Raw genomic sequence first — 25,288 nt, 5'->3', positions numbered from 1 at the left:
AATACCCCATATTGGGCAAAGTGTACTATTGTTAGTAGTCTAAATTTTTATTTAACTCACATTCAAATGACACCTATGCACTCAGCAGACGGATGTTTTTATATTGCTTGTACATTTTTTAGTTAAGTGGTATTTTCTACCACTCGACTTAAGTTAGATTTTTTCGAAATAGGTAATATTAATTGTCTCTACTGTAAGACTCATGCTGGGATTTCCTAAACTACTTCTAGCTTCTTCAACAACATCCCTATATGCATTCCAGTAATCCTGGGCAGTTACTTCCTCATCGGGAACTTTTTTACTTTCAATCATAAAAATGATGCTGCCGTTAAGTTCTCCAATGTCTGGCCTAACAAAATATCTTTCATGTACCTCCCCTGTAATGCTAATACCGGTTTCCTGATAAACTTTAACTGCTGCTGTATTCCAAATATCTCCGATAATATCATTGGTATAATATTGTGGGTCAAGTCCAAAAAATGAAATTGAATAGCTTTCTGTTTCCATAATTCACCACTAATATATCATTATTATAATATATGTTTATCTGCCAAAATGGTTAAATTTTTATTATACTGATTACTTTTCTGCATTGGTAAGTGCGCTCATAATATCTTCCCGCATATCTATTACGGCCTGTCTGGAAGCATCTGCATATGCAGTTTGTCCAAATTTAGCATACACTTCTTGTTTATATGCTGCGATGATACCTCTGGAGGAATTTACAATTGCACCCAATCCATCTTTATTAAAATAGTGTACCAGATCTTCTGCTTTTCCGCCCTGGGCACCATATCCAGGAACTAAGATATAGGTTTTTGGCATTATTTTTCTTAATATTTTACCCATTTCCGGATAAGTTGCTCCAACTACGGCGCCGATATAACTGTACTCGCTTCCCATATGGAGTTCCCCCCACTGAGCCACTTTCTCGCCTACTAATTCATATAGGGGTCTTCCATCCACCAGCTGATCCTGGAATTCTCCACTGGAAGGATTGGAGGTTTTAACAAGAATGAATAAGCCCTTCTTCTCTTCTTTGCATACATCTATAAATGGTACAACACCATCAGAACCCAGATAAGGATTTACGGTTACGAAGTCTTCATCAAATCCGTAAAAAGAATTACTTCCTACCTGTACCTTGCCTAAGTGTCCGGTTGCATATGCTGCTGATGTTGATCCGATATCACCTCTTTTGATATCACCGATTACTACCAGATCTTTTTCTTTACAGTATTCAACGGTCTTTTTAAAAGCGATTAAGCCTTCTATTCCAAACTGCTCGTACATGGCAATCTGTGGTTTTACCGCAGGTATTAAATCATAAGTGGCATCTACAATAGCCTTATTAAACTGCCAGATTGCCTCTGCTGCTCCCGCCAGGGTTTCCCCTTTTTCTTTATAGGCTGCTGCTTTTACATGTTCCGGTATATAGGATAACATGGGATCTAATCCAACTACAATGGGTGCTTTGTTTTCTTCTATTTTTCTTATTAACTTATCGATCATAATTCCTCCATATATATTTGTAAAATAATTGATTAACTATAATTAAACAGCTGAAATCTATAATTTACATGTTCTATATTATAATTTTTCAAAGATTGGCCTTGTTGAAAGTTCTAAATTATACCATTAACAATTCTTATTCTATTACTTTTTATTTCTATTACTTTTTATTTCTATTATTTTTTATTTCTATTATTTTCTTTTTATTATTTTCTTTTTATTATTTTCCATTTCTATTATTTTCTATTTCTATTATTTTCTATTTCTATTATTTTTCCCTATTATTCTTTGTAAACAATTTCACCTGCAACAATGGTAGTTTTTACTTTTCCAACTACTTTTCTGCCATGGAAAGGTGAATTTTTTCCTTTTGAAGCAAATTCATTTACATCAATAGTGTATTCTTCTTTCGGATCGGCAATAGTGATATCTGCAACTTTACCTACCTCTAGACTTCCCTTGTCAATTCCTAGTATCTTTGCAGGGTTGGTACTTAATTTCTCTACCATTTGCATTGGAGTTAAATATCCAGTATTCACAAGTTCACTCATGGTCAATGCAAATGCCGTTTCCAATCCTACAATGCCGAAAGGTGATTCTGCCATTGATTTTTCTTTTTCAGCTTCACTATGAGGAGCGTGATCTGTTGCGATTACATCCATAATATTGTCTCTTAAAGCTTCTTTTAAAGCTTGTACATCTTCCTTACTTCTTAAAGGAGGATTCATTTTGTAATTGCTGTCATCTCTCGGTATATCTTCATCAGATAAGGTAAAATGATGAGGGCATACTTCTCCGGTAACAGGCAGTCCCTCTTCTTTTGCCAGTTTAATAAAAGTTATGCTATCCTTTGTGGAACAATGGCACAAATGCAGTTGTGCGCCTGTTTCTTTTGCCATAATAATATCTCTTGCGGCAATCACATCTTCTACCGCATTACTAATACCTGGCAAATTTAATTCATCCGATTTTGCACCTTCATTCATAACTCCCCCGCGAACCAAATCCTTGTCTTCACAATGGGCGAATATTGGTATTCCGGCGGCTTTGGCTTGTTTCATGCTATCCAGATAAAGAGCCGTATTCATAACTGACTTTCCATCTTCACTTAATGCAACTGCTCCGGCCTTTGCCATACTTTCTATATCTGTAAGCTCATGTCCCTGCTGCCCTTTTGTGACTGCACCAATTGGAAGGATATTTACACAGGCCTCTCTCTTGGCTTTTAAAAGTAAATATTCTACCATATGCTTGTTATCAATGGTTGGATTTGTATTAGGCATAGGGCATATAGTAGTAAAACCACCCCTTGCTGCTGCCATGGCACCAGTCGCTATTGTTTCCTTATACTCATATCCAGGTTCTCTCAAATGTACATGTAAATCAATAAATCCCGGCATTATATACATGCCCTCCGCGTCAATAACCCGCTCTGCATCTTCACTGATATCAGAAGCTACTTTCGTAATGATACCTTCCTTTATGAATATATCTCTTTTACCTTCTACTCCGGTTGACGGGTCTAAAACATACCCATTTTTAATTAAAATTGACAAAATGGAACCATCCTTTCATTTTAATACGAAAACACAGCCTCTGTTTAACATGAGAAAAGTCCGGAAGCATTATTCAGAAATTCTGAGCTAATTTAATGTATTTAAAATCAGCTCAGAATATATACTTCACTATTAAGAAATCAACTTTTATAATTCTGCTCTTTCTATATCCTCCAGAATTGCTTTGTTTTCTATGTAATCATCGAATTCATTCTTTGTAACCCACTTGTAATCATTTAAATCTTCGGAAAGAACTACTACATCGGAACCGGACATACATAAATAACTTATACCTATATTACAAGTATCTCCCACCATAAAAGACCATGTATATAGTATTTTATTAATTTGCACGGATAATCCTGTATTTTCAAAAATAAGACGAACTACACCTTTATCAGGGATTTCGCCAAATTCAATTTTGCCGTCAATAAATTCCCATTGAAAAGGGTTTCCAATTCTATCGTCATACCATTTTTTAATAATTAAATACTTGTCCTCGTACTGAACAATCCCTTTTACCATTATTTTATATTTTTCCATAGGGTATCCTCCTCTAACATAAGATCATCTTATAATCCCATAGTTGTTCTTATTAAAATTATTATAACCGAACTACCTTATGAATACAACTGATTATTCCATCCTGTTAAAATGTTTTCATTCTAATCCTTAAAGTATTTATTAAGCTATATTTATCTTTTATTTTCCTCTAGCATTAATCTGTGGCAAGAAAAAGGGTTATCATTTTAAGCTTCTGCTCATCTTCATATAGAAGTTTCCAAGCTAAAAATATAACCCTTCTCATTTAAATTATTCAGCACAGCAGGGAGGAATTACCCCCTCTGTTGTATAGGGAATGGTAAAAGTACGAATTCCACTTACATAAGGTGCAATTTCATATAACCCGAAATAAATAACCAATCCCTCGTTGCTTAGATAAAAGTTATCTATATTCAGGTTTTCTTCTACAAGATTTTTGTAGTCTTCAAAATACACATTATTCCCGCTTCGTATTTCCTCTTCAATTTGCTTTAGAATGTTCCTTATTAGGAATTCCCTTAAATCTTTAGCTGAAATAAAATCACTTATCTTAGCCTTTCTTCTATGTCTCAAATCCCATGTGTCCGACTCTCTTGTCGTATTTCCATGGGCACCCCCGGTATATTCATAGGTATCCGAATACAAGCTAAGGAAGCAGTTTTGATTATAAGTTACAGAGAATTCCGTCACTACTTCATAGGGATGAAAGGGAAAATCATTCTTTAAGGAATCCTCATACTGCTCTTTTGCCAAATTATATAGTTCCTGTATTTGGTCATTCTCAAAGAGTAATACACGAATTCGGTAATACTCGTTTATTTCTTGAATAAATAAACGAAACTTGTTAGATGTAAATTGAGGATAACGGATCGTATAATTAAGTATAACGTTATCTTTATAATACAGAATGCCCTTTACTTCTACTTCTTCTACCTGAATCTCATAACTTAGCATATACTTCTCCCTGGAATCTATCTAAGTTAGCTTATGCATAATATTATACGATGTTACTTCATCTTTTATTTCAAATAAAACTAACTCCAGATTAACCAGGTTAGAACATATCCTGTTACAACAGCTGCTAATGTAAACGGTACACTTATTTTCATAAATTGTTTTGCACTAACCTCATAACCTTCTTTACGTAAAATACCAATACCTGTTATGTTAGCAGATGCTCCAATAGGGGTAATATTACCTCCAAGTGTAGCTCCAATCAACAAACCAAAGTATAAAATATAAGGGTCAATATTTAATGCAGTTGCAATTCCCTGTGTTACCGGTAACATAGTGGCAACATATGGAATGTTATCAATGAAAGCTGAAATTAAAACGGAAGCCCAAACCAGTAGTGTGAATATAATAAATACATTATCTTTACTTGCTTTTATGAAAAGTTTACTAATGTCTTCAATCACACCTGCTTCTTTAATACCACCAATAACAATGAATAAACCTGCCAGCAAAAGAATGGTTGTATAGTCAATTTCTTTCAAAACATCTTTGAATACTTTTGTATCTTTTTCTACGATAAATTTACGAATAACACCAATTACCATAAGAGTTACGCAGATTAAACCATTAATAATCTCCGGTTTATATTCCATAGGGATAAAAGAAGCAATAATTAATAAGACAACAATTCCTACTAATAACACTGTAGGAAAATAATCTGTAACTACTGTTCTTTCCATTGTTTTAACCGGTTGTTTTTCTTTTTTGAATATAACTAATAAAATAACAGTTGATGCCAAAGCTCCTAATTCTACAATCCAGAATAAACTTGGTTTGCCTCTAAAGAAAAAGAAATCCAAAAAGTTCATACCTGTATGACCGCCAAGCAGGATAGAGGTGGTATCACCTACTAAAGTTGCCGCACCTTGAAGATTAGAGGATATTGCAATTGCAATAACACTTGGTACCGGAGACATATTCAGTTTCTTAGCTATAGTTAAAGCTACCGGAGCAACCATTAATACGGTAGCAACATTATCAACAAAGGCAGAAATAAATCCCGCAAATAATGCTAAAGAAATAATTGCCCATTTTACATTTGGAGTTTTTTCTATAATAAAATCTGCCAATAAAGATGGCATTTTTGATTCAATAAATAAAGTTACAATACCCATGGTACCTGCAATCATTAGGATTACATTCCAGTCCACGGTACCTAGTACCTGATTTACTGGCAGTATTCCTAAAATCACAAAAATGGCTGCAGATGCCAAAGCTATATAAGCTCTTATTTTAGGGAATATTAATAAAGCTAAATAAGTAAGCGCAAATAGTATAATTGCTATTGTTTTTGTTTCCATGTCTTTCTCCTTAAGTCTTATGTATTATCAACTCTTATAACTAATTAAAATATTATAATTACCCGCTTCTCCTCCTTATAGTTATTATAGTAAATAGTCCTTGTGGATTATAACATACGGATGATTATTCTTCAACAAATTTAGCTGTTTTTCGTATATATTTTCAACTTTTATTTATAAAAATCATATTCTGAATTTTGAAAAAGACTGCTTTTTATTCAAAAGAACATTTTTGCATTCTTTCAGAAATATAGCAAAAAACCTATGCTTTTACAAAAGTTTCAGCATAGGTTTTTGCAACAATTTTTTATGATAATTATAAATCAGATTCTTTACAAATACATTGTTTTATTACATGATGAGCAAATAGCTTTATTACAATTTACGTCCCTATTTTAATTCAAAGGATACATATTCATCCGTATTGCTATCGGTGCCAATAAATACATGGAATTCACCTTTTTCGCTGCCAAAGGTTAAATCCCCCTTACAGAATCGTAACATTTCTTCCGTAATCTGAAAAGTCACTTTTTTCACTTCGCCAGGTTGCAAATATACCTTCTGATAACCTTTCAGTTCTTTTCTAGGGCGAACCACACTGCCTACACAGTCTCTAATATATAACTGGACGGTTTCTGTCCCCTCATATTCTCCTTCATTTTTTAAAGTAACATATGCCTCCAGAGTCTCTCCTTCATACATAATATCTTTACTTAACTTAAGGTTAGAATATTGAAACTTTCCATAACTAAGTCCATATCCGAAGGGGTAAAGAGGATTATTGGGAATGTCTCTGTAATTAGATTTATATTCCTTTTCTCTGGTTTTCGGATCATAAGGACGGCCAGTAAAATACTCATTATAATGAACTGGTACCTGACCTACACAGTATGGAAAACTCATAGGTAATTTACCGCTGGGACTTACCTTTCCGATAAGGACATTAAGAATAGCATTGCCTCCCTCTGTTCCGGGCATCCATACATTTAATATTGCCTTTGATTTTTCTGATATTTCCCGTAAATCCAAAGGCCTGCCAGTGAAAAGAATTACCACAATATTAGAATTTACTTCGTATATAGCATGAAGCAATTGTTCCTGCTCTTTCGGTAAAGTTAAATCTGCCCTGCTGGCAGCTTCACCGGACATGCAACGGTGTTCTCCTAATGCTAATATTATCTTATCTGCATTCTTAGCTATTTCCACTGCTTCTTTTCGTAATCTTTCACAGTCTTCCTGCATTATCTTATTATAATGCAGCTCCGGAATTAGGTTTCTATCTTCCTCTCCAAGAATGTTACATCCTTTGGCAAAAGTCAGATCATAATCCATTTTATACTTCCCTGCCGCATCCGCTATTGATACGGTATCTTCCGGTCTTCCAAGCATGGACCAGGCACCGTATATCTCCTTTTCCTGAACAAATGGACCAATGAATGCCACCTTTTCTTTCTTCTTTAAAGGCAATACCTCTTCATTTTTTAATAAAACAAAGGACTTTTCCGCCGCTTCCAAGGAAACCTGTCTGTGTTCTTCGCACAGTATAATTTCTTTTTCCTTTATCTCATCTGCATCTTTATAAGGATTTTCAAATAAGCCTAATTTATTCTTTAAGTTAAGTATACGAAGAACTGCCTCATCTAACAGGTCTTCTTTAACGGTCCCTTCTTCTATAAGTAAAGCAAGATTTTTGCTGTATATACCTGTCATCATATCAATATCTACACCGGCATTCATGGCCATTCCTGCTGCTTCTTTACGATCCTTTGCATATCCATGATATTGCATTTCTTCAATGGCTGCCCAGTCAGATATTAATACACCATCAAATTCCATCTCATCCCGCAGTACATCTCTATTTAGCCACTTGTTACCGGTAGATGGAATTCCATTTAATGTATTAAATGATGTCATTACCATCTCTACACCGGCTTTTATAGCAGCCTCATAAGCCGGAAGATAATAACCTCTAAGGGTATTCTCTGAAAGTTCCACCGTATTGTACTCTCTTCCTGCGGTGGGAGCTCCATATGCGGCAAAATGTTTTACACAAGCGGCAATTTTGTATTCCTCTCCTACATTATTACCTTGAAAACCCTCTACCATTGCAGTTGCAAAGTCACTGTTTAACTTTGTATCCTCACCGGTGGATTCCATTACTCTTCCCCATCTGGCGTCCCTGACTAAATCAACCATTGGCGCAAAAGTAACATGGACTCCGGAAACAGCAGATTCCCTGGCTGCTATCTCTGCGCATTTTTTGGATAACTCTGGCTCGAAGGTAGCCCCTTGTGCTAAGGGTATAGGGAATATGGTCCGAAATCCATTGATAATATCCATCATAATTAATAATGGAATCTTATGAGGATGTTTTTCTATATAAGCATCTTGTATTTCTTTATATTGTTTTGCACCTAATAAACCAATTACAGAGCCCGCCTGTGAAATACTTTCTTCTGTTATTCCATTTTCTCTAATTGGCCCTGTAAGCACTGTTTCATCTATGAAAAATCCGCTGGTCACTTGTAAGAGCTGATTTATTTTCTCTGCAAGACTCATGTCTCCAACTAAATCTTTTAACTTCTGTTGCTCCATTGCACGTTCCTTTCTGTCATACACAGTACTATAATGTGTTATTCTATCTCTTGTATTTTTTTAACGGAACCTCTTTTTAAAATTACAGAGTCATACACCATATGCTGTGATCTCTCTCCGTTCATCATTCCGTGCAACAATGATACTGCAGATAAAGCCATTTCTGTTGCAGGCTGGTATACAGTATCCAAAGCCGGATTATAAAACTCAGTCATTTCTATTCCGTCAAATCCTATAATGGATAAATCCTCCGGTATTTTCTTTCCGTTAGCCAATGCAGCCTTTGCAGCTCCAATTGCCAATACGTCGGAAAAGGCAAAAACAGCAGTCATGGAAGGATTTCTTTGCATTAACTGCTTCATAGTCTGGAAGCCTGCGCGAAAACCGGAACCATTTACAGGTATTCCAGTAGAGATTAAATTATCATCTACGGGTATTCCACTTTCTTCTAATGCTCTTTTATATCCCTGATATCGCAATATGTTCGGAGTAACCAAACCGGCTACATCTTTGTATAAGAATCCTATATTCTTATGTCCCATTTCAATCAAATATTTAGTCGCTTTATAGGCTTCTATTTCATCATCAATAATCACACTGGAATAAAGGGATGGGTCAACATTTCCTTCTGAACTTACTGTAAGAAGAACACATGGAATTCCAAGCTGCTTAAACTTTGCTTCCGTATAAGAAGAGAAAGAACCTCCCATAATAATTACTCCGCATAGATTACTATGCATAGATTCACTGATTGCAGTGTCAAGTTCATCGGATGTCTCATCTACGTTCTGTATCAAAAGCGGATATCCTCTGGATGCCATTTCAATTTCAATTACATCCATCATTTTAATAAAAAATGGATTGGACATGTACTTGACAATCAGTGCAATATTTTCAGATTGAGTCAATTTTAGATTTCGGGCATTGTTATTCGGAATGTAATTGTATTCATTAATTACATCCATAACTTTCTTTTTTGTTTTATCACTAACTGATCCTGTCTGATTTATTACACGAGAAACTGTCGCAATACCTACACCCGATAATCTTGCTATATCCTTAATATTGATATTTGCCATCATGTACCTCCAGTATAGATAAATACATTATCCGGATAAATATATTACCAAGATAAAATCTTCATCTAAAATATTTTTATTTAAAAGAGGCTGTTGCAAAAACCGGCATTCTTGATTCATATTTGTACCCGGAATGCGAATTATTATTATGCAACAGCTCTTTTATTGGTTTATTTTACAGCAGGTGTAAAGGATTCTAATTGACTATTTACTTCTTCTATAACTGTATCAATACCTGCTCTCTTTAACTGATTCCTATATTCTTCTATTGCAGCTTCTACATTATCTGTCTTACCTAACATAAGCTGAATACCAAGTGTTGAATTTACATTAGAAATAGCTGAAAGTTCCGTGCTTACTTTGGAAGAATCAAAGCTAAATCCTGTGTAAGGATCACTAAGGTATGTCTTACTCCATTCATCCATTTTTACATAGCGGCTTGGATGCTCTGTTCTTAGTGGAATCTTGAATTCAGAGTTGCTGAATGCCCATGCTGAAAAACCGCCTGCATCAACGCTTTCATCATAATTAGCAGGTTTTTCAAGATAACCGTCTACAATTTCGTACTGACGTCCTTCAATACCGGACTGCCATAAATTGTAGTAAGATTGATCTGTTAAGAACTTTTCAATTGCCATAACACATCTTTCCGGATATTTTGAATTAGCGTTCACAACTGTGATATCCTGTGCCGGAGAACTTTTCATTATTTTATTATGATCTTCTGCAAAATACCATGCATCAATATCCTGATCTGCTAATTTACCATGAATATTTATAAAGTTTCCTGTCCAGTCTCCCAGATGTGTTATATAAGAAGAGGATTGACCATTCTTATACATTTCTTTATCACCGGTTGAAGAAGATAAAATATCCTTAGGCCAATAGCCTTTTGCTTCCCATTCATCCATCATAGTCACAAACTGTGCAAATTCATCAGTGAATGCCGGGTGTACAATATCTTTATAATTATTATAATCACGAGTTACTAAATGCATTTCTTCTGTTGATATTCCAGGAGCTGGAACCCAGTTTCCAGTAGTTTCAATCAGCATTTTATAGAAATCCCTAAAGATATCAGCATTACCATTGAAAGGATAAATGCCATGAGCTACGGAAGCGTCACAATATGCGATCATGGATTCTAAATCTGTAACTTCACTAATTCCCCATTTCTTACAATTTTCCTTATTGTAAACAAATCCAGTACTGGTATAACCGGAACCAAGAGTAGGTACTCCATAGATTTTACCTTCAGAGGATGTTGCAGCCCAGCTTGATTCTGGAACTGTTTCCTTCAATGTAGGGGTATACTTATCAACGATATCAGTAATATCATATAAAGAACCCTGCTTTGCCAATGTGTAGAATGGTACAGCTGTGTTAACGGAAGCATATGCCATATCAAAGGCTTCATTGGATGCCCAGATTAGCGGATACTTTGTGCCGATATCACCCCAGTCAATATACTTAACTTCAATGGATGTATTAATATCCTCTGTCAGCTTACGATTAATTTCTGCTAAAATATCTTCATTAGCCACCCCTGCTGAACCATAAAGATACATAACAAGTGTTACATGCTCGGATAAATCCACATCCCCCTCAGACTTGTTCTCAGTTTTCTCAGTCTGATTTCCTGTTTCATTGGTTGGTGCCTTTTTTCCACATCCCGCTAATAGCGTGATGGCCATAACAAGGCATAAAATACCAGACATAACTTTTTTTAATTTCATACTTTTTCCTCCTTTTATTTTATAAGCCTACTACTCAAAAGTAAAGCCTATAATTTCTAATTAAAGCGTATATTTACAATTCGCCTACGCTGCTTGCTCTAACCTCATTTCCACTATGTGGCATTTCAGGAACCCTAACTCCTGCTAAACCGGCAAATCCTCTTCCCTGATGAGGTTAAATTACTCACCCTTTTACGGAACCCATAGTAAGACCGGTTACAAAATACTTTTGAACAAATGGGTATAATAAGATAATCGGTCCCGTAGTTAATACTGCTGTTGCCATCTTTACGGACTGGGTTGGCAAAGTTTCAGCATCAATAAAATGTCCCTGGCTTGTTAAAGCTTCAATATTTGTTTGATTAATCATCTTTTGCAGATAATATTGCAGTGGATACTTGGATGGAGTATCAATATATAAGCTGGCACTATACCATTGATTCCAGTAGCCTAAAGCAAGGAATAGTCCTACGGTGGCTAATGAAGGAATAGCTAAGGGCATAAACACTTTCCTGTATATGGTAAAAGCACCTGCCCCGTCCATCATGGCGGATTCATACAATTCATCCGGTATGGATTTCATAAAGTTTCTCATTAAAAATATGGACCAGGCACTAACCAGTCCCGGAAGTATCATTGCCCATAAACTGTCCTTTAAATGAAGATATCTTACATTTAAAATATAAGTCGGTACTAAACCACCACTAAATAAAGTAGTGAAGTAAATAAAAAAGGAAAAGAAATTTCGATATTTAAAATCCTTACGATTAAGTACATATCCTGCCATAGACATAGCACCTAAGCCAAGCACAGTTCCTACTACAGTAGTTGTAATCGTAACTTTATAGGCATTAATAAGTTTTGTTGGATTATCCAGTAAATATCTATAAGCAGCAATACTTAATTCTTTCGGGAATAACTTGTACCCTTCTGCAACAATTTCTTTTTCTTTCATAAAGGAAGAAGAAATCATTAACGCAAATGGAAAAAGGCAAGTTATAGCAAATATTCCCACTACAACATAGCAAATAATATTCAAAGTCCGATTACCTTTGCTCATTTTGATGGAATTACCATTTTGATGACTTTTTTTCATCTTCTGCCTCCTTTTATTAAAACAATGCACTTTCCGGTTCTAACTTTCGAACTATCATATTAATAGTCAGAACCAGAATCAAACCAAACACAGACTGATACAGACCTACAGCTGCACTGGATGAAAAGTTAAAGGAACCAATTAAACTACGATAAACATAAGTATCAATAATATCCGTCTGATGATAAAGGAGTGAATTGGTACCAATCAGGTTATAAAACAAATCAAAAGATCCTCGCAAAATGCCTCCCAGACCAAATAATACTAATAAAACAAAGGTCTGTTTTAGAAGGGGAATCGTCACATAACGAATTCTCTGAAAACGACTGGCTCCATCTATATAGGCAGCTTCATAAATTTCACCGCTGATACCTGTAATAGCTGCCAAATATACAATCATCCCATATCCGGTAGTCTTCCACATGTAGAAAAAGACAATTATGTATTTCCATATCCCTGGATTCGTATAAAAAGGGAATCTTTCCATACCCATGTTTACCAAGATGGAATTTATAAATCCGTTATCATAATTAAAAAAGTTATACGCAAAAACTCCAACTACAACGTAAGAAATAAAGTGAGGGAGTAAAATTACCGATTGTGATACTTTTTTAAAATATTTACCGGTTATTTCAGATAACATAATAGCCAATACAATTTGAAAAGAATGGCTTAAAATTAAAAACACCACATTGTATAATAATGTATTTTTTGTTATTCTCCAAAGATCACCATTCTTGATTAAAAATTCGAAATTTTTGAAACCTACGAAGTCACTTCCAAAAATTCCTTTTGTGGGATTGTAGTTGACGAAGGCAACATATGCTCCCGGCATTGTGATATAAGAAAATATAATAAAATAAATAATTGCCGGTAAAAGCATAAGGAACATAACCCAATTCCTACGTATTTCTTTTCCAAATACACGGAAACCCTGCTTTACTTTCAATTCCGTTCCTCCATTCTTTTTATTATCAAAACTAGGAAATAAGATTAATGAAAAAGTAATTGGAAACGTTTCCTTATGTTTTGATATGTTTATAATAATCTATTCCAGTTTTTTTGTCAATATGTTAATTATATTAATATATATTATTTTTTTTTATGCACTTTAACCAACTCTTGTTATCAGCTGCTATTTTCTATTCTTTCTAATATATTTCTTTAAATCCGTTTCTTATATCATAATCACTAATTATTCTTGACATATAATTTATGTTCTTGTATACTTCTTTGTAATTGGAAATGTTTCCACTCATTTTTATGAAGGAGGTTACTATATGATACTAAAAACTTTGTCTGCTCCAATAACTTTAAAAAATGGTAACAGCAATTTTACTTTCTTACCCGGAGGAGACAGTTTTGAATGGATTCACGAATCCATTCTGATTAATGCTTTTCGAGGTAATACATTAGACGGTTCAACCAATAATATATACCTTCGAATATACAAGGATAATTCTATTAATTTCTATCCATTAATCGGATTAGCATCCAAAAGTAGTTTAAAAGCAAGTAATTCTTCCCTTGTTTTTGAAGGAACTGCGGAACAAATCAGCTATACTGTTACCTTTCGCTTAACTTCGTATGGCATCTGGTTTTGGGATATCTCTTTAAGCGGTGAATGTAACAAAGCGGATATTATCTATTCTCAGGACATCGGAATTGGCTCAAAGGGAAGTGTAAATACAAACGAACTATATGTAGCTCAATATTTAGGCCATAGTATTTTTGAAGGAGATTGCGGATATGTTATCTGTTCCAGGCAAAACATAGAACAAGAAGGAACCTATCCTTATCTTCAGCAAGGAAGCCTTGGCATACGTACTGTAGCCTATTCTACAGATGGCACACAGTTTTTTGGCCTTTCTTATAAAAAAACAAATATTCCGGAAGCACTGCTTGGCAATCTTCCCAGTAAAAACAAACAATATGAATTGTCACATACCGCTCTTCAAACAGAAGTATTTTCCTTATCCGGTAGGAAACAATTTTCTTTTTATGGTATCTGCAAATCCAATCATCCGGAAGCTATCAAAGAAATAGAATATGTGCAGGAATTACATAAGGCCTATTCATTTAATGAATCCCAGAAGTTCCTGCCTGTTAAAGTGCCCTCTCTTACCAAAACAGGAATCCCATACGCTTCTGAGCAATGGAATATGGAACAAGTAAATAAATACTTTCCTCGTAGGTTATTGGAGGAAAAAGAAGGTGATTCATTACTTTCCTTTTTTACTTCCACAAATAGTCATGTGGTTTTACAATCAAAAGAATTGATAACAGAGCGCCCACATGGGCATATTCTTTTAACAAATTTTGATTTAACAAAGGTTCCGCAAGGTTTGGTCAGCTCTACTAACTATATCTATGGTGTATTTAACTGTCAACTGGTAGTGGGTAATACAACTTATAATAAGCTGCTATCCAATCATAGAGGGTTATTAAATGTTGAAAAAAACAGTGGACAAAGAATTTATGTAAAAATCGGAGATTTCTACAGACAACTTACATTACCCGCAGCCTATGAAATGGATGTGTCAGGAAGTACCTGGTACTATCAGCTGGATGAGGACGTTTTAATCATAACCACATTTGCTATGTATAACCGACCAGAGATAGTTCTAAAAGTTAGATCTGTTAATAACAAAAAATATGATTTTATTATTACCCATCAACTTACTGCCGGACCAAATGAATATGAAAACGAAATTGTACTAGAAAAAGAAGATAATATTGTACAAATTCATCCATCCCCGGATGCTTTTACAAATTCTTTTTATCCTGATCTTCATTTTCGTATGAGAATCCCTGAAGACAGTACCATAACAGATGATAGTATTTTCTTTGAAGATAATGCCACTATAAATCAATCCCTTTTGTCTGTTGTAATACCGGACAGTTCCAACTTTGATATTGTAATGCAAGGCTACGATAATGAAAATGAAATTTCTTTCCTGGATAACTACGATTACCCGGCTCAAAAGGAAGCTTATCATGAATACTATGACGACTTAACATGCAATTTTCAGTTAAGTACACCAAATGGTATTCCCCTTACAGCACAGAAATTAAACGCCATTATATACTGGTATGCACATGACGCTTTAATCCATTTTGCTTCCCCACACGGGCTTGAGCAGTCCGGTGGTGCAGCTTGGGGTACCCGTGATGTGTGTCAGGGTCCATTGGAATTTTTCTTAACTACTCAGCATTATCCTCTTGTACGGGATATATTATTAAACTTATTCTCTCATCAGATTGATCAAGTTTTTGAGTGGCCTCAATGGTTTATGTTTGACCGTTATCCTATGCATCAGGAAGATTGTCATGGAGATGTGGTATTCTGGCCGTTAAAAGCCATCAGTGATTACATACAGGCTACCGGAGATACTTCCATTCTGGAAGAAATTGTAGATTATCGAACCTCACAGAATGCATTGCCTGCTAACAAGCCTGAAACAATACTGCTTCATATAAAGCGTGCAGTATATACCATAAAGAAGCGTTATCTTTCCGGTACTGCTCTTATCTCCTATGCTGGGGGTGATTGGGACGACACCTTACAACCAGCCAGCCGTAAGTTAAGAGATAACCTGGTAAGCGCTTGGACTCAGGCACTTGCTATGCAGACCCTGGAATTGCTCAGTCAAACTATATGCGATACGGATGAAGCTTTTGTAAAAGACCTTTCCCACATGGCAGCGGAAATTAAAGATTCATTCTATCAGTATCTGATTAAAGATGGAGTTATAGCAGGCTTTCTTTACAGAGAGTCCGAAGAACATATGAAATATATGCTGCATCCAAGTGATACAGAAACCTCTATTCAGTATCGTTTGCTGCCGCTGACCAGAAGTATCATTGCGCAATTGGCAGAACCTGAACTGGCAGCCCGCAACCTGGAGATTATCGACCAGCATTTATCATGCCCCGACGGTGTCCGCCTAATGGATCATCCTGCCAGCTATAATGGGGGAATCAGTAAAATCTTCTTAAGAGCGGAACAGGCAGCCAATGTAGGCAGGGAAATTAGTCTGCAATATGTTCATGCACATATTCGTTATATCGAAGCCACTGCCACATTAGGAATGGCCGAAAAAGCTTGGGATGCACTGATGCGTATTACTCCTGTCCTGCTTACTAAGTATGTACCAAATGCACTAACACGTCAAAGCAATGTTTATTATAGCAGCTCAGAAGGATGTTTCTATGACCGTTATGAATATGCAGCTAATTTTGACAAATTAAGAACCGGTGACATATGTGTAAAAGGTGGCTGGAGACTATATTCCAGCGGCCCAGGGATTTATATTCGTAGAATTATAGCTGATCTACTGGGAATTCGCTTTAAACATAATTTTATCCACATAGATCCTGTTATAACAGAGGATTTAGATGGTGTTTCCTTTCAATATACTTGCTATGGAAAGACTGTCTGCTTTAACTATCATATAGATAATAGCATGGAGCAGCCTATCTGTATAAAATCAGGCAGCAAAGAACTTCCTGGTAATTACGTGAAAAATCATTATCGAAATGGCGGATTTGAAATTTTAATGGCGGATTTCTTAGATGCAGCAGAGAAAGACAAGGAATTTCATATTTACTTAAAGCAATAAAATATAATAATATAAGCAGCAGATTTTGATATCTTTATATGAAAGTAAAATTATTTTTAATTTCAAAAGTGAGGTAGAACCTATGAAGGTGGTAACATTTAACATCCGTTGTGATTACAATCAGGATGGTGATAACAATTTTCAAAACAGAAAAGATTTCATTTTAAAGAAATTAAATAAAGAAAATGCAGACATTGTTTGTTTTCAGGAAGTATTACCACATGTAGCCGGTTGGCTGAAAGAGAATTTAAAAGATTATTACATCCTTGGCTGTGGCAGGGAAAAAGACTTAAAAGGTGAGCAAAATACTGTGGCAATTAAGAAAGAAAAGTTTCAGTTAATATCTATGAATACTTTTTGGTTGTCATTGACACCGGAGACACCCGGAACCAGATATGAAAAACAAAGTATGTGTCCAAGATCGGTTACGGAGTTATTCTTGCAGGATTTAGAGACAGAAAAATTATACTATCTTTTAAATACTCACTTGGATCATGAGGGAAGCGAAGCAAGAATACTTGGTATGGAGCAAATATTGAAGCACATGAAAAAGGTAGTGGAACAAAAAGAGCAAACTGGATATGGAACAATTGAAATGATATTAACCGGAGATTTTAACGGTTATCCCGACTCCCCTGAAATACAACTTATTGAGAAAAGTGAGTTATTAAAGGATCTTACTGCCGGAATGGAAGGAACGTTTCATGATTATGGTAGAATGATTCCGCCTGAAAAGATAGATTATATTATAGTTTCTTCCGGTTTGGAATGCAGTAAACGTGAGATGTGGACGGATTATGAAAATGGTGTTTATTTATCCGATCATTATCCTGTTAGTGTAGTATTGGAGAATATGTAAGTTTAATGTTTAAAGAACCGTATCGTAATCTGGTTATGTAGAGTAATATCAATCTATCGAATTGATTACTGGATATTCAGTATTAAGCTTCTTTTTAACATGTTTTGTTTGCATTATAACTAATAATAACGGCTGTTGCAGATTTGTTTTTAAACCATAATGTTAGCAAGTCTGTAACAGCCGGATTAAATTTAGTAATATTTCCGGCAAGTCTTGCTGTTACCACTCTTCCATCTCCCAATTTTACTGGATAAATAAACCAAAATAATTTATTGATTTATTATTGACAAGCACATTGGTATATGGTATATTATAACACGTGCTTGCAAAATACAAAGCCAACAAAATTACATATGCGCGAGTGGCTCAGTGGTGGAGTATCGCCTTGCCAAGGCGAGGGTCGCGGGTTCGAATCCCGTCTCGCGCTTACGAAATCCCTTGATTTTCAAGGGATTTTTTTGTTGAGTATGATATATGCACCATATGTACACTACTATTTTGTTATCGTAGTCCTAGCATTCTAAAATTGTGTTGATACCGAAAAATGCATCTTGGGTTCTATATATCCCTGATGTGAAGCTAATCCTCTTTAATGTAATCACCGATTTTCCCTAAATGTTTACCTATGGAATGATATTGTCCTGAATATACAACTGGATCAAATAGCGTCAAATCAATTCCATCAGATATATCTATATCATTATCAATTTGAACATTCTTAATATCGCAGAAAAAAGTGTCGGAATCTCCTGTATGTACAATCGTTTTAACTTCGCATTCATATACCCATTTACTTATGTCAAGTGTAGGTACATGTAAGATTTCACCATTGCTGTAGTCATATGACTTCTTGTCCTTTATCCCATTATGACCAGAGTTACTTCCGAAATAATCCATTAAATATAGCATATTTGTACTCACAAGATTTGCTGATAGTTGTTTTGTCTTTATTACATTTTGCTTTGTTTTCTTTGTACCAAACATACTTATTACAAGCATATAGTGGTCAGCGTCACAAGTAACGCTTACCCAGGTTATTGGGGCAAAATTAACATTACCATCCTCATCATAAGTACCAATTAGAAAAGCTGGTTGTACACACATGGAATGTTGAATTCCCATAGATTTTCTCTTGTTCATCTCTTTTTCATCTCCTTTTATTAAAAGAAATATATAAATAATCGTTAGTTCGCATTTCCTAACGACAGTGTATCATCGCTTGGCTAGACAAAATATGTCTATCCTTTGAATCATATCACTTATATATAATAACATCAATATTTATAAACAATATTTTTCCAATAAAACAGTTGTAGACAGACTGTAGACATTTGGTAGACGGTGTGCTTTTCTCCTTATTTTTGTAGGGTTCGCGAAGGGCCAGTAATGTTCGAATCCCGTCTCACGCTTAATTGGAAAGGGCAGAAAGCTAATAAAATTAAGCTTTTCTTTTTTTGTTTCTAAAAATAATGTGTGCGGGATGCTGTTTGTTTCATTTGTTTATTATTTCTACATGTTTTGTATGTTTTGTTTTCTCCTTTCGCCATGACTACAATTTTAATATACTATTATTCATTCAATGATATCGAAAAAAATGACATTATTAACCGTTTAGCCGTTGGATAGAAAAACTGGACGAGTTACCGTTATAATCTGGTAAAATAGAAAAGTATAAATGTTGATTAGAAAGTGTAAATTTACTGCACTTCGGGAAAAAAGTGTACACTTTTTATAGAAAAATAGCAAAGTATAATTTAACATTATCACTTGCTTTTTTATTGCTTTAAAGTTAGCATAAGGCTATATATTTTATTAAAATTAATAGCAAGATTATTTATATAAATTGGAGGATAAAAATGAATTTTTATATTGCTTCAAGTCTTATAAATTATGAACAAGTGCGTAACCTTTCACGTCTGCTAAAAAATGCTGGTTGGGAGCATACTTATGATTGGACATTACATTGCCCAGTGAAAGAAACAGACGTAGAAGCACTAAAGTCTATTGGCGAAAAGGAATATGAAGGGATAAAGCAGTCTGATGTTGTAATAATATTAACTCCGCAGGGTAGAGGAACTCATACGGAATTAGGTATAGCAATAGCATTAAACAAAAAAGTTTACTTATGTCACCATGATGATACATACTTTAAATGCGATGATAATACATCAACATTTTATTGGCTTTCACAAGTAAATCAACTTATTGGAAATACAGAAGATATTGCAAGTGAGTTGCTAAAATTATAGTAAGATTATGAGCATAATGCGAAGTTAATATACTACATTTTTCCACCCCCCATTGACTTTATAATATGAAAAAAGTGTAATATAAAAATATTCAAATTAATTATTATGAAAAGTATTATTGATGAGTTTATGAAAGAAATAGTTAAAAAGTATTATTATACCGACGTTCAGCTTTAGAATGATGACTATTGCATAACGAAATAAATGTAAAGTGAGATATTTAATCAACATTATATTATTTGGAGGTAACCCATTTTGCTAAATGATAATATTTATTTTATGCTAGGTCTTCCGTGTTCCGGAAAAACAACTGTTGGCAATATATTAGCAAAGAAATATAACATGTTTTACTTTAGTGGTGATAATAGACGTTTTGATTATTTTAAACTTGCAGATTCATCGAAACATCCTTACATGACAAAGGATACATCGAATTTTTATGAATGGTCTATTAAAGATATGATAGAGTGGGAAAAAGGTGTTATTTCTGAACAAACTCCCTTTATTTTGTCTGACCTTAATAATCTTTCAGGCAATTATGACTTAATTCTATTTGATGGGATTTTGGATTTGAGTTTGATTAGTCAAATTGTAAATAAAAAAAGAGTTGTATATTTAACTGTTAGTAAAGAAATAATTAAGAACGAATTTTTCAATAGAGATGACCATAAACCACTTCTAAATAGTATTCTGAGTACAACCAATATAACATTAGAAGAAAAAGAACGTAGAATAAATCTAAGAAAAGAAGTTGCTTGTAATTCTTTTTGTGACGACACATCTGTATATGGAATTAAACAATTCATGAGAGATGAACGCACATCACTTGTTGAAATGTCCCATAAGATTGAATCACATTTTGAATTATATAAATAAAAGCAAGTATAATTAACGATATGCAGGAATAAACTTTAACAGCAAAACGCACACATTCAATTGTACAAGTATGTGTGCAGATAAATAACAGAAGCCGCAAACCTCCTATTTATCAGTATTTGTGTATGCAGGGTTTGGGAAGGGCGCACAATTGCCGAAAATAAGGCAATATACGGCGAACTGGTTACTAAGTGGGAACAAGACCCTACGTTTGAAGCAGGCCATGGCATAGAAAGTTGTTTTAGTGTTCAGCAAAGAGCGTATCAAGCGCTTATTGAAATAGGGAATAGTGTACATAATGAAGTTGCAATCATAACACATAACGCATGTATAAAATCAGTTATGTGTAAAATTTTACACATTCCATTAACTGAAAGAATTTGCTTTGATATTGGAAACACAAGCTTAAATATTTTAGACTATAATAAAGAACTTGCTAAGTTTCAAGTAAAAACGTTAAATGAAGTTTCGTATTTGGAAGAAATGTAATTGAGGTAGCTTCATATATAAGGCAAGATTATGTGCACATACCAAACCCATCTGATATTTTAAGAAAAATGATTTATTCACCCAAAGTCAATGGTCTTGTAATTTGCAGCGAAATTAATTGGAATGTAACTAATGCGGCATTTTATATTGATGGTATTGATACAAACCGTCATTGCAATCTCGGAATATTACAAAAACTTTGGGTTGAAGAAAACAGGAAAAATAATATAGACCGATGTATTGGAATAAAAATTCCAGTATTAATGCAGAAATTAGGACTTTCTAATGTCAGAATACGTATAAATTATTGTGTTCAATTTGTAAATCCGCAAGTTAATGCTACTGAGCATGAAAAGCATCTAACCTCATTTTTGACAGGAGGTGGGGATAATGAAACGGGCTAAAAGCAAGAAATTATTGATAGTTTATGCAAATGTGGACTTACAGATCAGGAGGCAATTCGTCAATATGAATGAGAAAAAGAAATAAACGATTTTGTTAGAAAAAATAAAACGAATTATTTGCAGTTCATGCACCTTCTATGTTTATATCATATGGTACAGTATAACTGACAAACTTAAAATTTTACGGACAGGAATACCAACCTAAGTATAGTTATAATGATAGTACTACTTTTAGGAGGAAATATAATATGTCAAAAGAATCAAATAAGAATATAAATACAATTTCGATTGATACGGTACAGAAAATTATAGACTATATTGAAGACAACATTCTTAAAATAGTAACACCATCTAATATTGCAGGACAATTTTTTCTAAGCGTTTCTACTCTTAATAGCTTATTTAAGATTGTTTGCAACATGACTATAATGGAATACGTACGGAACCGGCGGCTTTCACTTGCCGGAAAAGAGCTTATGATTTCTAATATACCTATAATAGACCTTGCTTATAAATATGGATATGAAACACCTGAGGCATTTACCAAAGCATTTACACGTTTTCATGGATTTCCGCCAAGTTTTGTTAGAAGGACATATCCAGAAATCAAAGTGTTCAATCCATTACTGATAAAATTTGAAATACATGGTGGATGGGAAGAAGCATTAAATAGCGATAATGCATTACTGACAAAACAAAATTCCCCCGAACAAGAAAAGAATCCCCTTTATTGTTATGATGAAATTACTAAATATAAAGGAGGAATATCTATGGAAAATCCTAGATATGAATATCACATCTGTTTAAAAGATATGCAGCAAAAAAGGGACTGGGAAATCCTACTATCCATAGCAAGGAAACTTAATCATGAAAAAATCAAATTTAAAGTGGATGGTAAAACTATGATATTTGCACATGGGCTTGAATTTAAACTTGAAAAAATCTGCCTGACTTTTAAATGGAATGAAGAAGATATAATAAAAAATTTCTTTAATTATGATGGTAACGCAAAAAGCACCTTTACTGGATTTAAATTTTTTGATGTAACATTCGAAGGAATGAAAATTCGATGTATGTTTTATAAAGGCTCCCCCGATGATGATACCGATGAATGTCTTTACAGGAATGCGGAGCCAGTTTATGTTGATGGACAAATCATTTATGTACAGAAATTAGAATTTTATTATGAGAATGGAGATCCTAATAATGAATACTACAAACTGGTAGAAGAATGGCTTAAGCAGAAATAATTTTGAAAAATCGAAACCTATCTCCTACTTTTTAAAATCCCTTGATTTTAAGGGATTTTTTGCTGTAGATGTATTATAATATGTACACTACTCCATCTAGATTTATGGATATTAAGTTTATTTATTTTAATCAACGTGATACTATAAACTCAAAAAGTAATTAAATATTGAAAGGGCGATTATGATATGAAAAAGATTATTATAGGGGCAGGTAAAACTGCTTATGATGGATGGATTGCGACCCAAGAAAATGAACTCAATTTATTAAAAATCGAAGATTATTATAAGCTTTTTGAACAGGTAGAATCTGTTGATGCTTTTTTAGCTGAACATGTATTTGAACATTTAAGCTACGAAGAAGGTATAGAAGCCGGAAAAAATCTTTACAAGTTTTTAAAACCTAATGGGTATATTCGATTAGCCGTTCCAGATATTAATTTTCAAAACGAATGGTACCAAAATATGTGTAAGCCAGGTGGCCCAGGTCCAGTAGATCATCCTGCATATAGTCATAAAGTTTTTTACGACTATAAATCTTTAATAAAGGTTTTCGAAGCTGCTGGTTTTTTAGTAGATTTGCTTGAGTATTGTGACAAAGATGGACGATTTCACTTTAATTACTGGGATCCTGAGCAAGGATTTATTGGAAGGTCATTACGATTTGATACTAGAAACAACGACGGTAAACTAGGCATGGTTTCAATTATTATTGACGCTCACAAGAAATTGAAAAGTTCGGGGGAAATTTTTGATTATTAAGATATTGACATGTGTATTTTCAAATGGATTTACCAATGATTTTAAAAGACTAATAAACACATTTCATTTATCTTATTACTCAGATATAAAGATTACTTCCCGATATAAAAAGCAATCTTTATATCTGCTAGAAGGTCAGCTAATGTCTTTTATACACTTACAAAATTTAAAAAATTTTTCATTTTTAAGTTCAAGCTGATTGGATGTTATATTACTATTTTTATCTCCATTTGTATCTCTATTAATATCGCATATAACAGAATTAGCTATTTGATACTGTATACTGTTTGGATTTACAAAAATCGGGCAACAAATTTTTTCTACAATTATCCTATGTATTCCATCCCATGTATGTATGTTATCGTTTTTCTCAAATTTCAGATATAATAATAAGCTTAACAATAAATCACAATTTCCGTCTTGATTCCGACTTACAATATATTCTATAATCTTTTTTTCAATATTCACATCTTCTTGATCACTTTTATTAATTGCAATTTTATAAAAATACAAAATACATTCCAAAGAATGTATAAACATGTACCAATCTGATGTTGGTGTTATTGTACCAACTTCATATTTAATCTTATTGCAATATTCCACAAAATAACCACATTTAAAATAAACTGTACTCATTAAGCCAAATCGTATTGGCTTAACCAAGTAAGCAACTACTGCCATTATTGCATATATACAAAAGAGAAATATTATTATCTTAATTTGAATTTTATAAAATGATATATTAACAGATAATCCAAATACAATACCAAAATATATTCCTATTGCTTTGTATGCAGTCTTTTTTATATCATTATTTTCCTTGTATATTGTATCAAATCTGACACTTTTTATATTTTTCCATTTGACATTATTTTTCTTTAATAAATATTTGTCAAGTAAGTACCCTAAATCATATATTATACCTTCTGTATCCCATTTTTCTGTGTCAATTCTAACCCCTTCATATGAAAAATTTTGATACAGATTATCCAGTACCTTCAATTCAAAACTAGGGTTAGATACACATACACTTCCCGTAATCCAAATTACCTTTAAACATTGATCATTGCTGTATATAGCTTATGGTAAATTAGAATATTTATTTAATATTCTTCTTCAATTAATATTTGAGATGTTTGGAATATCCTTGAATAAAATTATATTAGGTGTTTCTTTGGGATTCTTTTTTCCTTATGCCTACTTTAAAAAGAAAAATACGTGATTAATGAATGGATTGTCATAGGGTCTCCGTAATTTTATTGTGAACGAATACATTAAAGCGGATAAACTGAATTATAATATCCATTTATCCGCTTATATTTTTTCCAATAGCCAGAGAATCATTTGC

22 protein-coding genes and 1 tRNA gene are annotated in these 25,288 nt (G+C 33.9%); 9 read left to right on the top strand and 14 right to left on the bottom strand.

Features of this window, described 5'->3' with window-relative positions:
- Positions 1–153 precede the first annotated feature (153 nt).
- The 11 genes from RT261_RS08825 to RT261_RS08775 form a co-directional block, all read right to left on the bottom strand.
- Positions 154–507, bottom strand: a complete 354-nt coding sequence (locus tag RT261_RS08825; protein ID WP_313131898.1) for a hypothetical protein — start codon at positions 505–507, stop codon at positions 154–156.
- Between the two features lie 72 nt (positions 508–579).
- Positions 580–1,512, bottom strand: coding sequence for an orotidine-5'-phosphate decarboxylase (gene pyrF, locus RT261_RS08820; protein WP_313131896.1), 933 nt, complete (start codon positions 1,510–1,512; stop codon positions 580–582).
- Between the two features lie 281 nt (positions 1,513–1,793).
- On the bottom strand, positions 1,794–3,068 hold the full coding sequence (locus RT261_RS08815) for a dihydroorotase (protein WP_313131894.1): 1,275 nt from the start codon (positions 3,066–3,068) through the stop codon (positions 1,794–1,796).
- 147 nt (positions 3,069–3,215) lie between these two features.
- Positions 3,216–3,611: an NUDIX domain-containing protein gene (locus RT261_RS08810; RefSeq protein WP_313131891.1), complete on the bottom strand. Its 396-nt coding sequence runs from the start codon at positions 3,609–3,611 to the stop codon at positions 3,216–3,218.
- 270 nt (positions 3,612–3,881) lie between these two features.
- The gene (locus RT261_RS08805) at positions 3,882–4,565 is read right to left on the bottom strand and encodes a DUF3298 and DUF4163 domain-containing protein (protein ID WP_313131889.1); all 684 of its coding nucleotides are present in this window, start codon (positions 4,563–4,565) and stop codon (positions 3,882–3,884) included.
- 80 nt (positions 4,566–4,645) lie between these two features.
- A complete protein-coding gene (locus RT261_RS08800) occupies positions 4,646–5,926 on the bottom strand; it encodes an SLC13 family permease (protein ID WP_313131886.1) in 1,281 nt (426 codons plus the stop codon).
- Between the two features lie 390 nt (positions 5,927–6,316).
- On the bottom strand, positions 6,317–8,521 hold the full coding sequence (bglX, locus tag RT261_RS08795; protein ID WP_313131883.1) for a beta-glucosidase BglX: 2,205 nt from the start codon (positions 8,519–8,521) through the stop codon (positions 6,317–6,319).
- 38 nt (positions 8,522–8,559) lie between these two features.
- Complete coding sequence (locus RT261_RS08790; RefSeq protein WP_313131882.1) at positions 8,560–9,600, bottom strand: LacI family DNA-binding transcriptional regulator; 1,041 nt, start codon at positions 9,598–9,600, stop codon at positions 8,560–8,562.
- Positions 9,601–9,770: 170 nt separating this feature from the next.
- Entirely contained in the window at positions 9,771–11,336 is a 1,566-nt protein-coding gene (locus RT261_RS08785; RefSeq protein WP_313131880.1) for an ABC transporter substrate-binding protein, read from the bottom strand.
- A gap of 184 nt (positions 11,337–11,520) precedes the next feature.
- A complete protein-coding gene (locus RT261_RS08780; RefSeq protein ID WP_313131877.1) occupies positions 11,521–12,432 on the bottom strand; it encodes a carbohydrate ABC transporter permease in 912 nt (303 codons plus the stop codon).
- 16 nt (positions 12,433–12,448) lie between these two features.
- A complete protein-coding gene (locus RT261_RS08775; protein ID WP_313131874.1) occupies positions 12,449–13,381 on the bottom strand; it encodes an ABC transporter permease in 933 nt (310 codons plus the stop codon).
- Between the two features lie 331 nt (positions 13,382–13,712).
- Here RT261_RS08775 and RT261_RS08770 point away from each other — a divergent pair, with 331 nt between their 5' ends.
- Both RT261_RS08770 and RT261_RS08765 read left to right on the top strand, forming a co-directional pair.
- Positions 13,713–17,054: a GH36-type glycosyl hydrolase domain-containing protein gene (locus RT261_RS08770; protein WP_313131871.1), complete on the top strand. Its 3,342-nt coding sequence runs from the start codon at positions 13,713–13,715 to the stop codon at positions 17,052–17,054.
- A gap of 82 nt (positions 17,055–17,136) precedes the next feature.
- A complete protein-coding gene (locus tag RT261_RS08765; protein ID WP_313131869.1) occupies positions 17,137–17,913 on the top strand; it encodes an endonuclease/exonuclease/phosphatase family protein in 777 nt (258 codons plus the stop codon).
- A 94-nt stretch (positions 17,914–18,007) separates the two neighbouring features.
- On the opposite strand, the gene RT261_RS08760 is transcribed toward RT261_RS08765, so the two are convergent.
- Positions 18,008–18,139 carry a hypothetical protein gene (locus RT261_RS08760; RefSeq protein ID WP_313131867.1) on the bottom strand — a complete coding sequence of 44 codons (132 nt, stop codon included), beginning with the start codon at positions 18,137–18,139 and terminating at the stop codon, positions 18,008–18,010.
- A gap of 129 nt (positions 18,140–18,268) precedes the next feature.
- Between RT261_RS08760 and RT261_RS08755 the strand changes: the two genes are divergently transcribed.
- Positions 18,269–18,340 (top strand) — tRNA-Gly (locus RT261_RS08755).
- 152 nt (positions 18,341–18,492) lie between these two features.
- Here RT261_RS08755 and RT261_RS08750 read toward each other — a convergent pair.
- Positions 18,493–19,053: a flavin reductase family protein gene (locus tag RT261_RS08750; RefSeq protein WP_313131865.1), complete on the bottom strand. Its 561-nt coding sequence runs from the start codon at positions 19,051–19,053 to the stop codon at positions 18,493–18,495.
- Positions 19,054–19,769: 716 nt separating this feature from the next.
- Between RT261_RS08750 and RT261_RS08745 the strand changes: the two genes are divergently transcribed.
- From RT261_RS08745 to RT261_RS08725, 6 genes are all read left to right on the top strand, one after another.
- Positions 19,770–20,162 (top strand): nucleoside 2-deoxyribosyltransferase, encoded by a 393-nt coding sequence (locus RT261_RS08745; RefSeq protein ID WP_313131864.1) that lies wholly within the window; start codon positions 19,770–19,772, stop codon positions 20,160–20,162.
- Between the two features lie 255 nt (positions 20,163–20,417).
- Complete coding sequence (locus RT261_RS08740; RefSeq protein WP_313131862.1) at positions 20,418–21,038, top strand: AAA family ATPase; 621 nt, start codon at positions 20,418–20,420, stop codon at positions 21,036–21,038.
- An 84-nt stretch (positions 21,039–21,122) separates the two neighbouring features.
- On the top strand, positions 21,123–21,527 hold the full coding sequence (locus RT261_RS21145; RefSeq protein ID WP_442871770.1) for a histidine phosphatase family protein: 405 nt from the start codon (positions 21,123–21,125) through the stop codon (positions 21,525–21,527).
- Positions 21,528–21,559: 32 nt separating this feature from the next.
- Positions 21,560–21,931: a hypothetical protein gene (locus tag RT261_RS08735; RefSeq protein ID WP_313131859.1), complete on the top strand. Its 372-nt coding sequence runs from the start codon at positions 21,560–21,562 to the stop codon at positions 21,929–21,931.
- Positions 21,932–22,179: 248 nt separating this feature from the next.
- Positions 22,180–23,181: a helix-turn-helix transcriptional regulator gene (locus RT261_RS08730; protein WP_313131857.1), complete on the top strand. Its 1,002-nt coding sequence runs from the start codon at positions 22,180–22,182 to the stop codon at positions 23,179–23,181.
- A 186-nt stretch (positions 23,182–23,367) separates the two neighbouring features.
- A complete protein-coding gene (locus RT261_RS08725) occupies positions 23,368–23,940 on the top strand; it encodes a class I SAM-dependent methyltransferase (protein ID WP_313131855.1) in 573 nt (190 codons plus the stop codon).
- Positions 23,941–24,075: 135 nt separating this feature from the next.
- Here the strand turns inward: RT261_RS08725 and RT261_RS08720 are convergent, their stop codons facing one another.
- Positions 24,076–24,942 (bottom strand): hypothetical protein, encoded by an 867-nt coding sequence (locus RT261_RS08720; protein ID WP_313131852.1) that lies wholly within the window; start codon positions 24,940–24,942, stop codon positions 24,076–24,078.
- Positions 24,943–25,288: the final 346 nt, after the last annotated feature.

Origin of the sequence: Anaerocolumna sp., from assembly GCF_032079385.1 — a bacterium.
Lineage (GTDB): Bacteria > Bacillota > Clostridia > Lachnospirales > Lachnospiraceae > Anaerocolumna.
This window is presented reverse-complemented; position numbering and strand designations above follow the sequence as displayed.

Bases quoted from the DNA above. Each gene is read 5' to 3' on its own strand.
- RT261_RS08825 (WP_313131898.1), bottom strand. From the start codon at position 507: ATGGAAACAGAAAGCTATTCAATTTCATTTTTTGGACTTGACCCACAA.
- pyrF (WP_313131896.1), bottom strand. From the start codon at position 1,512: ATGATCGATAAGTTAATAAGAAAAATAGAAGAAAACAAAGCACCCATT.
- RT261_RS08810 (WP_313131891.1), bottom strand. From the start codon at position 3,611: ATGGAAAAATATAAAATAATGGTAAAAGGGATTGTTCAGTACGAGGAC.
- RT261_RS08805 (WP_313131889.1), bottom strand. From the start codon at position 4,565: ATGCTAAGTTATGAGATTCAGGTAGAAGAAGTAGAAGTAAAGGGCATT.
- RT261_RS08800 (WP_313131886.1), bottom strand. From the start codon at position 5,926: ATGGAAACAAAAACAATAGCAATTATACTATTTGCGCTTACTTATTTA.
- bglX (WP_313131883.1), bottom strand. From the start codon at position 8,521: ATGGAGCAACAGAAGTTAAAAGATTTAGTTGGAGACATGAGTCTTGCA.
- RT261_RS08790 (WP_313131882.1), bottom strand. From the start codon at position 9,600: ATGGCAAATATCAATATTAAGGATATAGCAAGATTATCGGGTGTAGGT.
- RT261_RS08785 (WP_313131880.1), bottom strand. From the start codon at position 11,336: ATGAAATTAAAAAAAGTTATGTCTGGTATTTTATGCCTTGTTATGGCC.
- RT261_RS08780 (WP_313131877.1), bottom strand. From the start codon at position 12,432: ATGAAAAAAAGTCATCAAAATGGTAATTCCATCAAAATGAGCAAAGGT.
- RT261_RS08770 (WP_313131871.1), top strand. From the start codon at position 13,713: ATGATACTAAAAACTTTGTCTGCTCCAATAACTTTAAAAAATGGTAAC.
- RT261_RS08765 (WP_313131869.1), top strand. From the start codon at position 17,137: ATGAAGGTGGTAACATTTAACATCCGTTGTGATTACAATCAGGATGGT.
- RT261_RS08750 (WP_313131865.1), bottom strand. From the start codon at position 19,053: ATGAACAAGAGAAAATCTATGGGAATTCAACATTCCATGTGTGTACAA.
- RT261_RS08745 (WP_313131864.1), top strand. From the start codon at position 19,770: ATGAATTTTTATATTGCTTCAAGTCTTATAAATTATGAACAAGTGCGT.
- RT261_RS08730 (WP_313131857.1), top strand. From the start codon at position 22,180: ATGTCAAAAGAATCAAATAAGAATATAAATACAATTTCGATTGATACG.
- RT261_RS08725 (WP_313131855.1), top strand. From the start codon at position 23,368: ATGAAAAAGATTATTATAGGGGCAGGTAAAACTGCTTATGATGGATGG.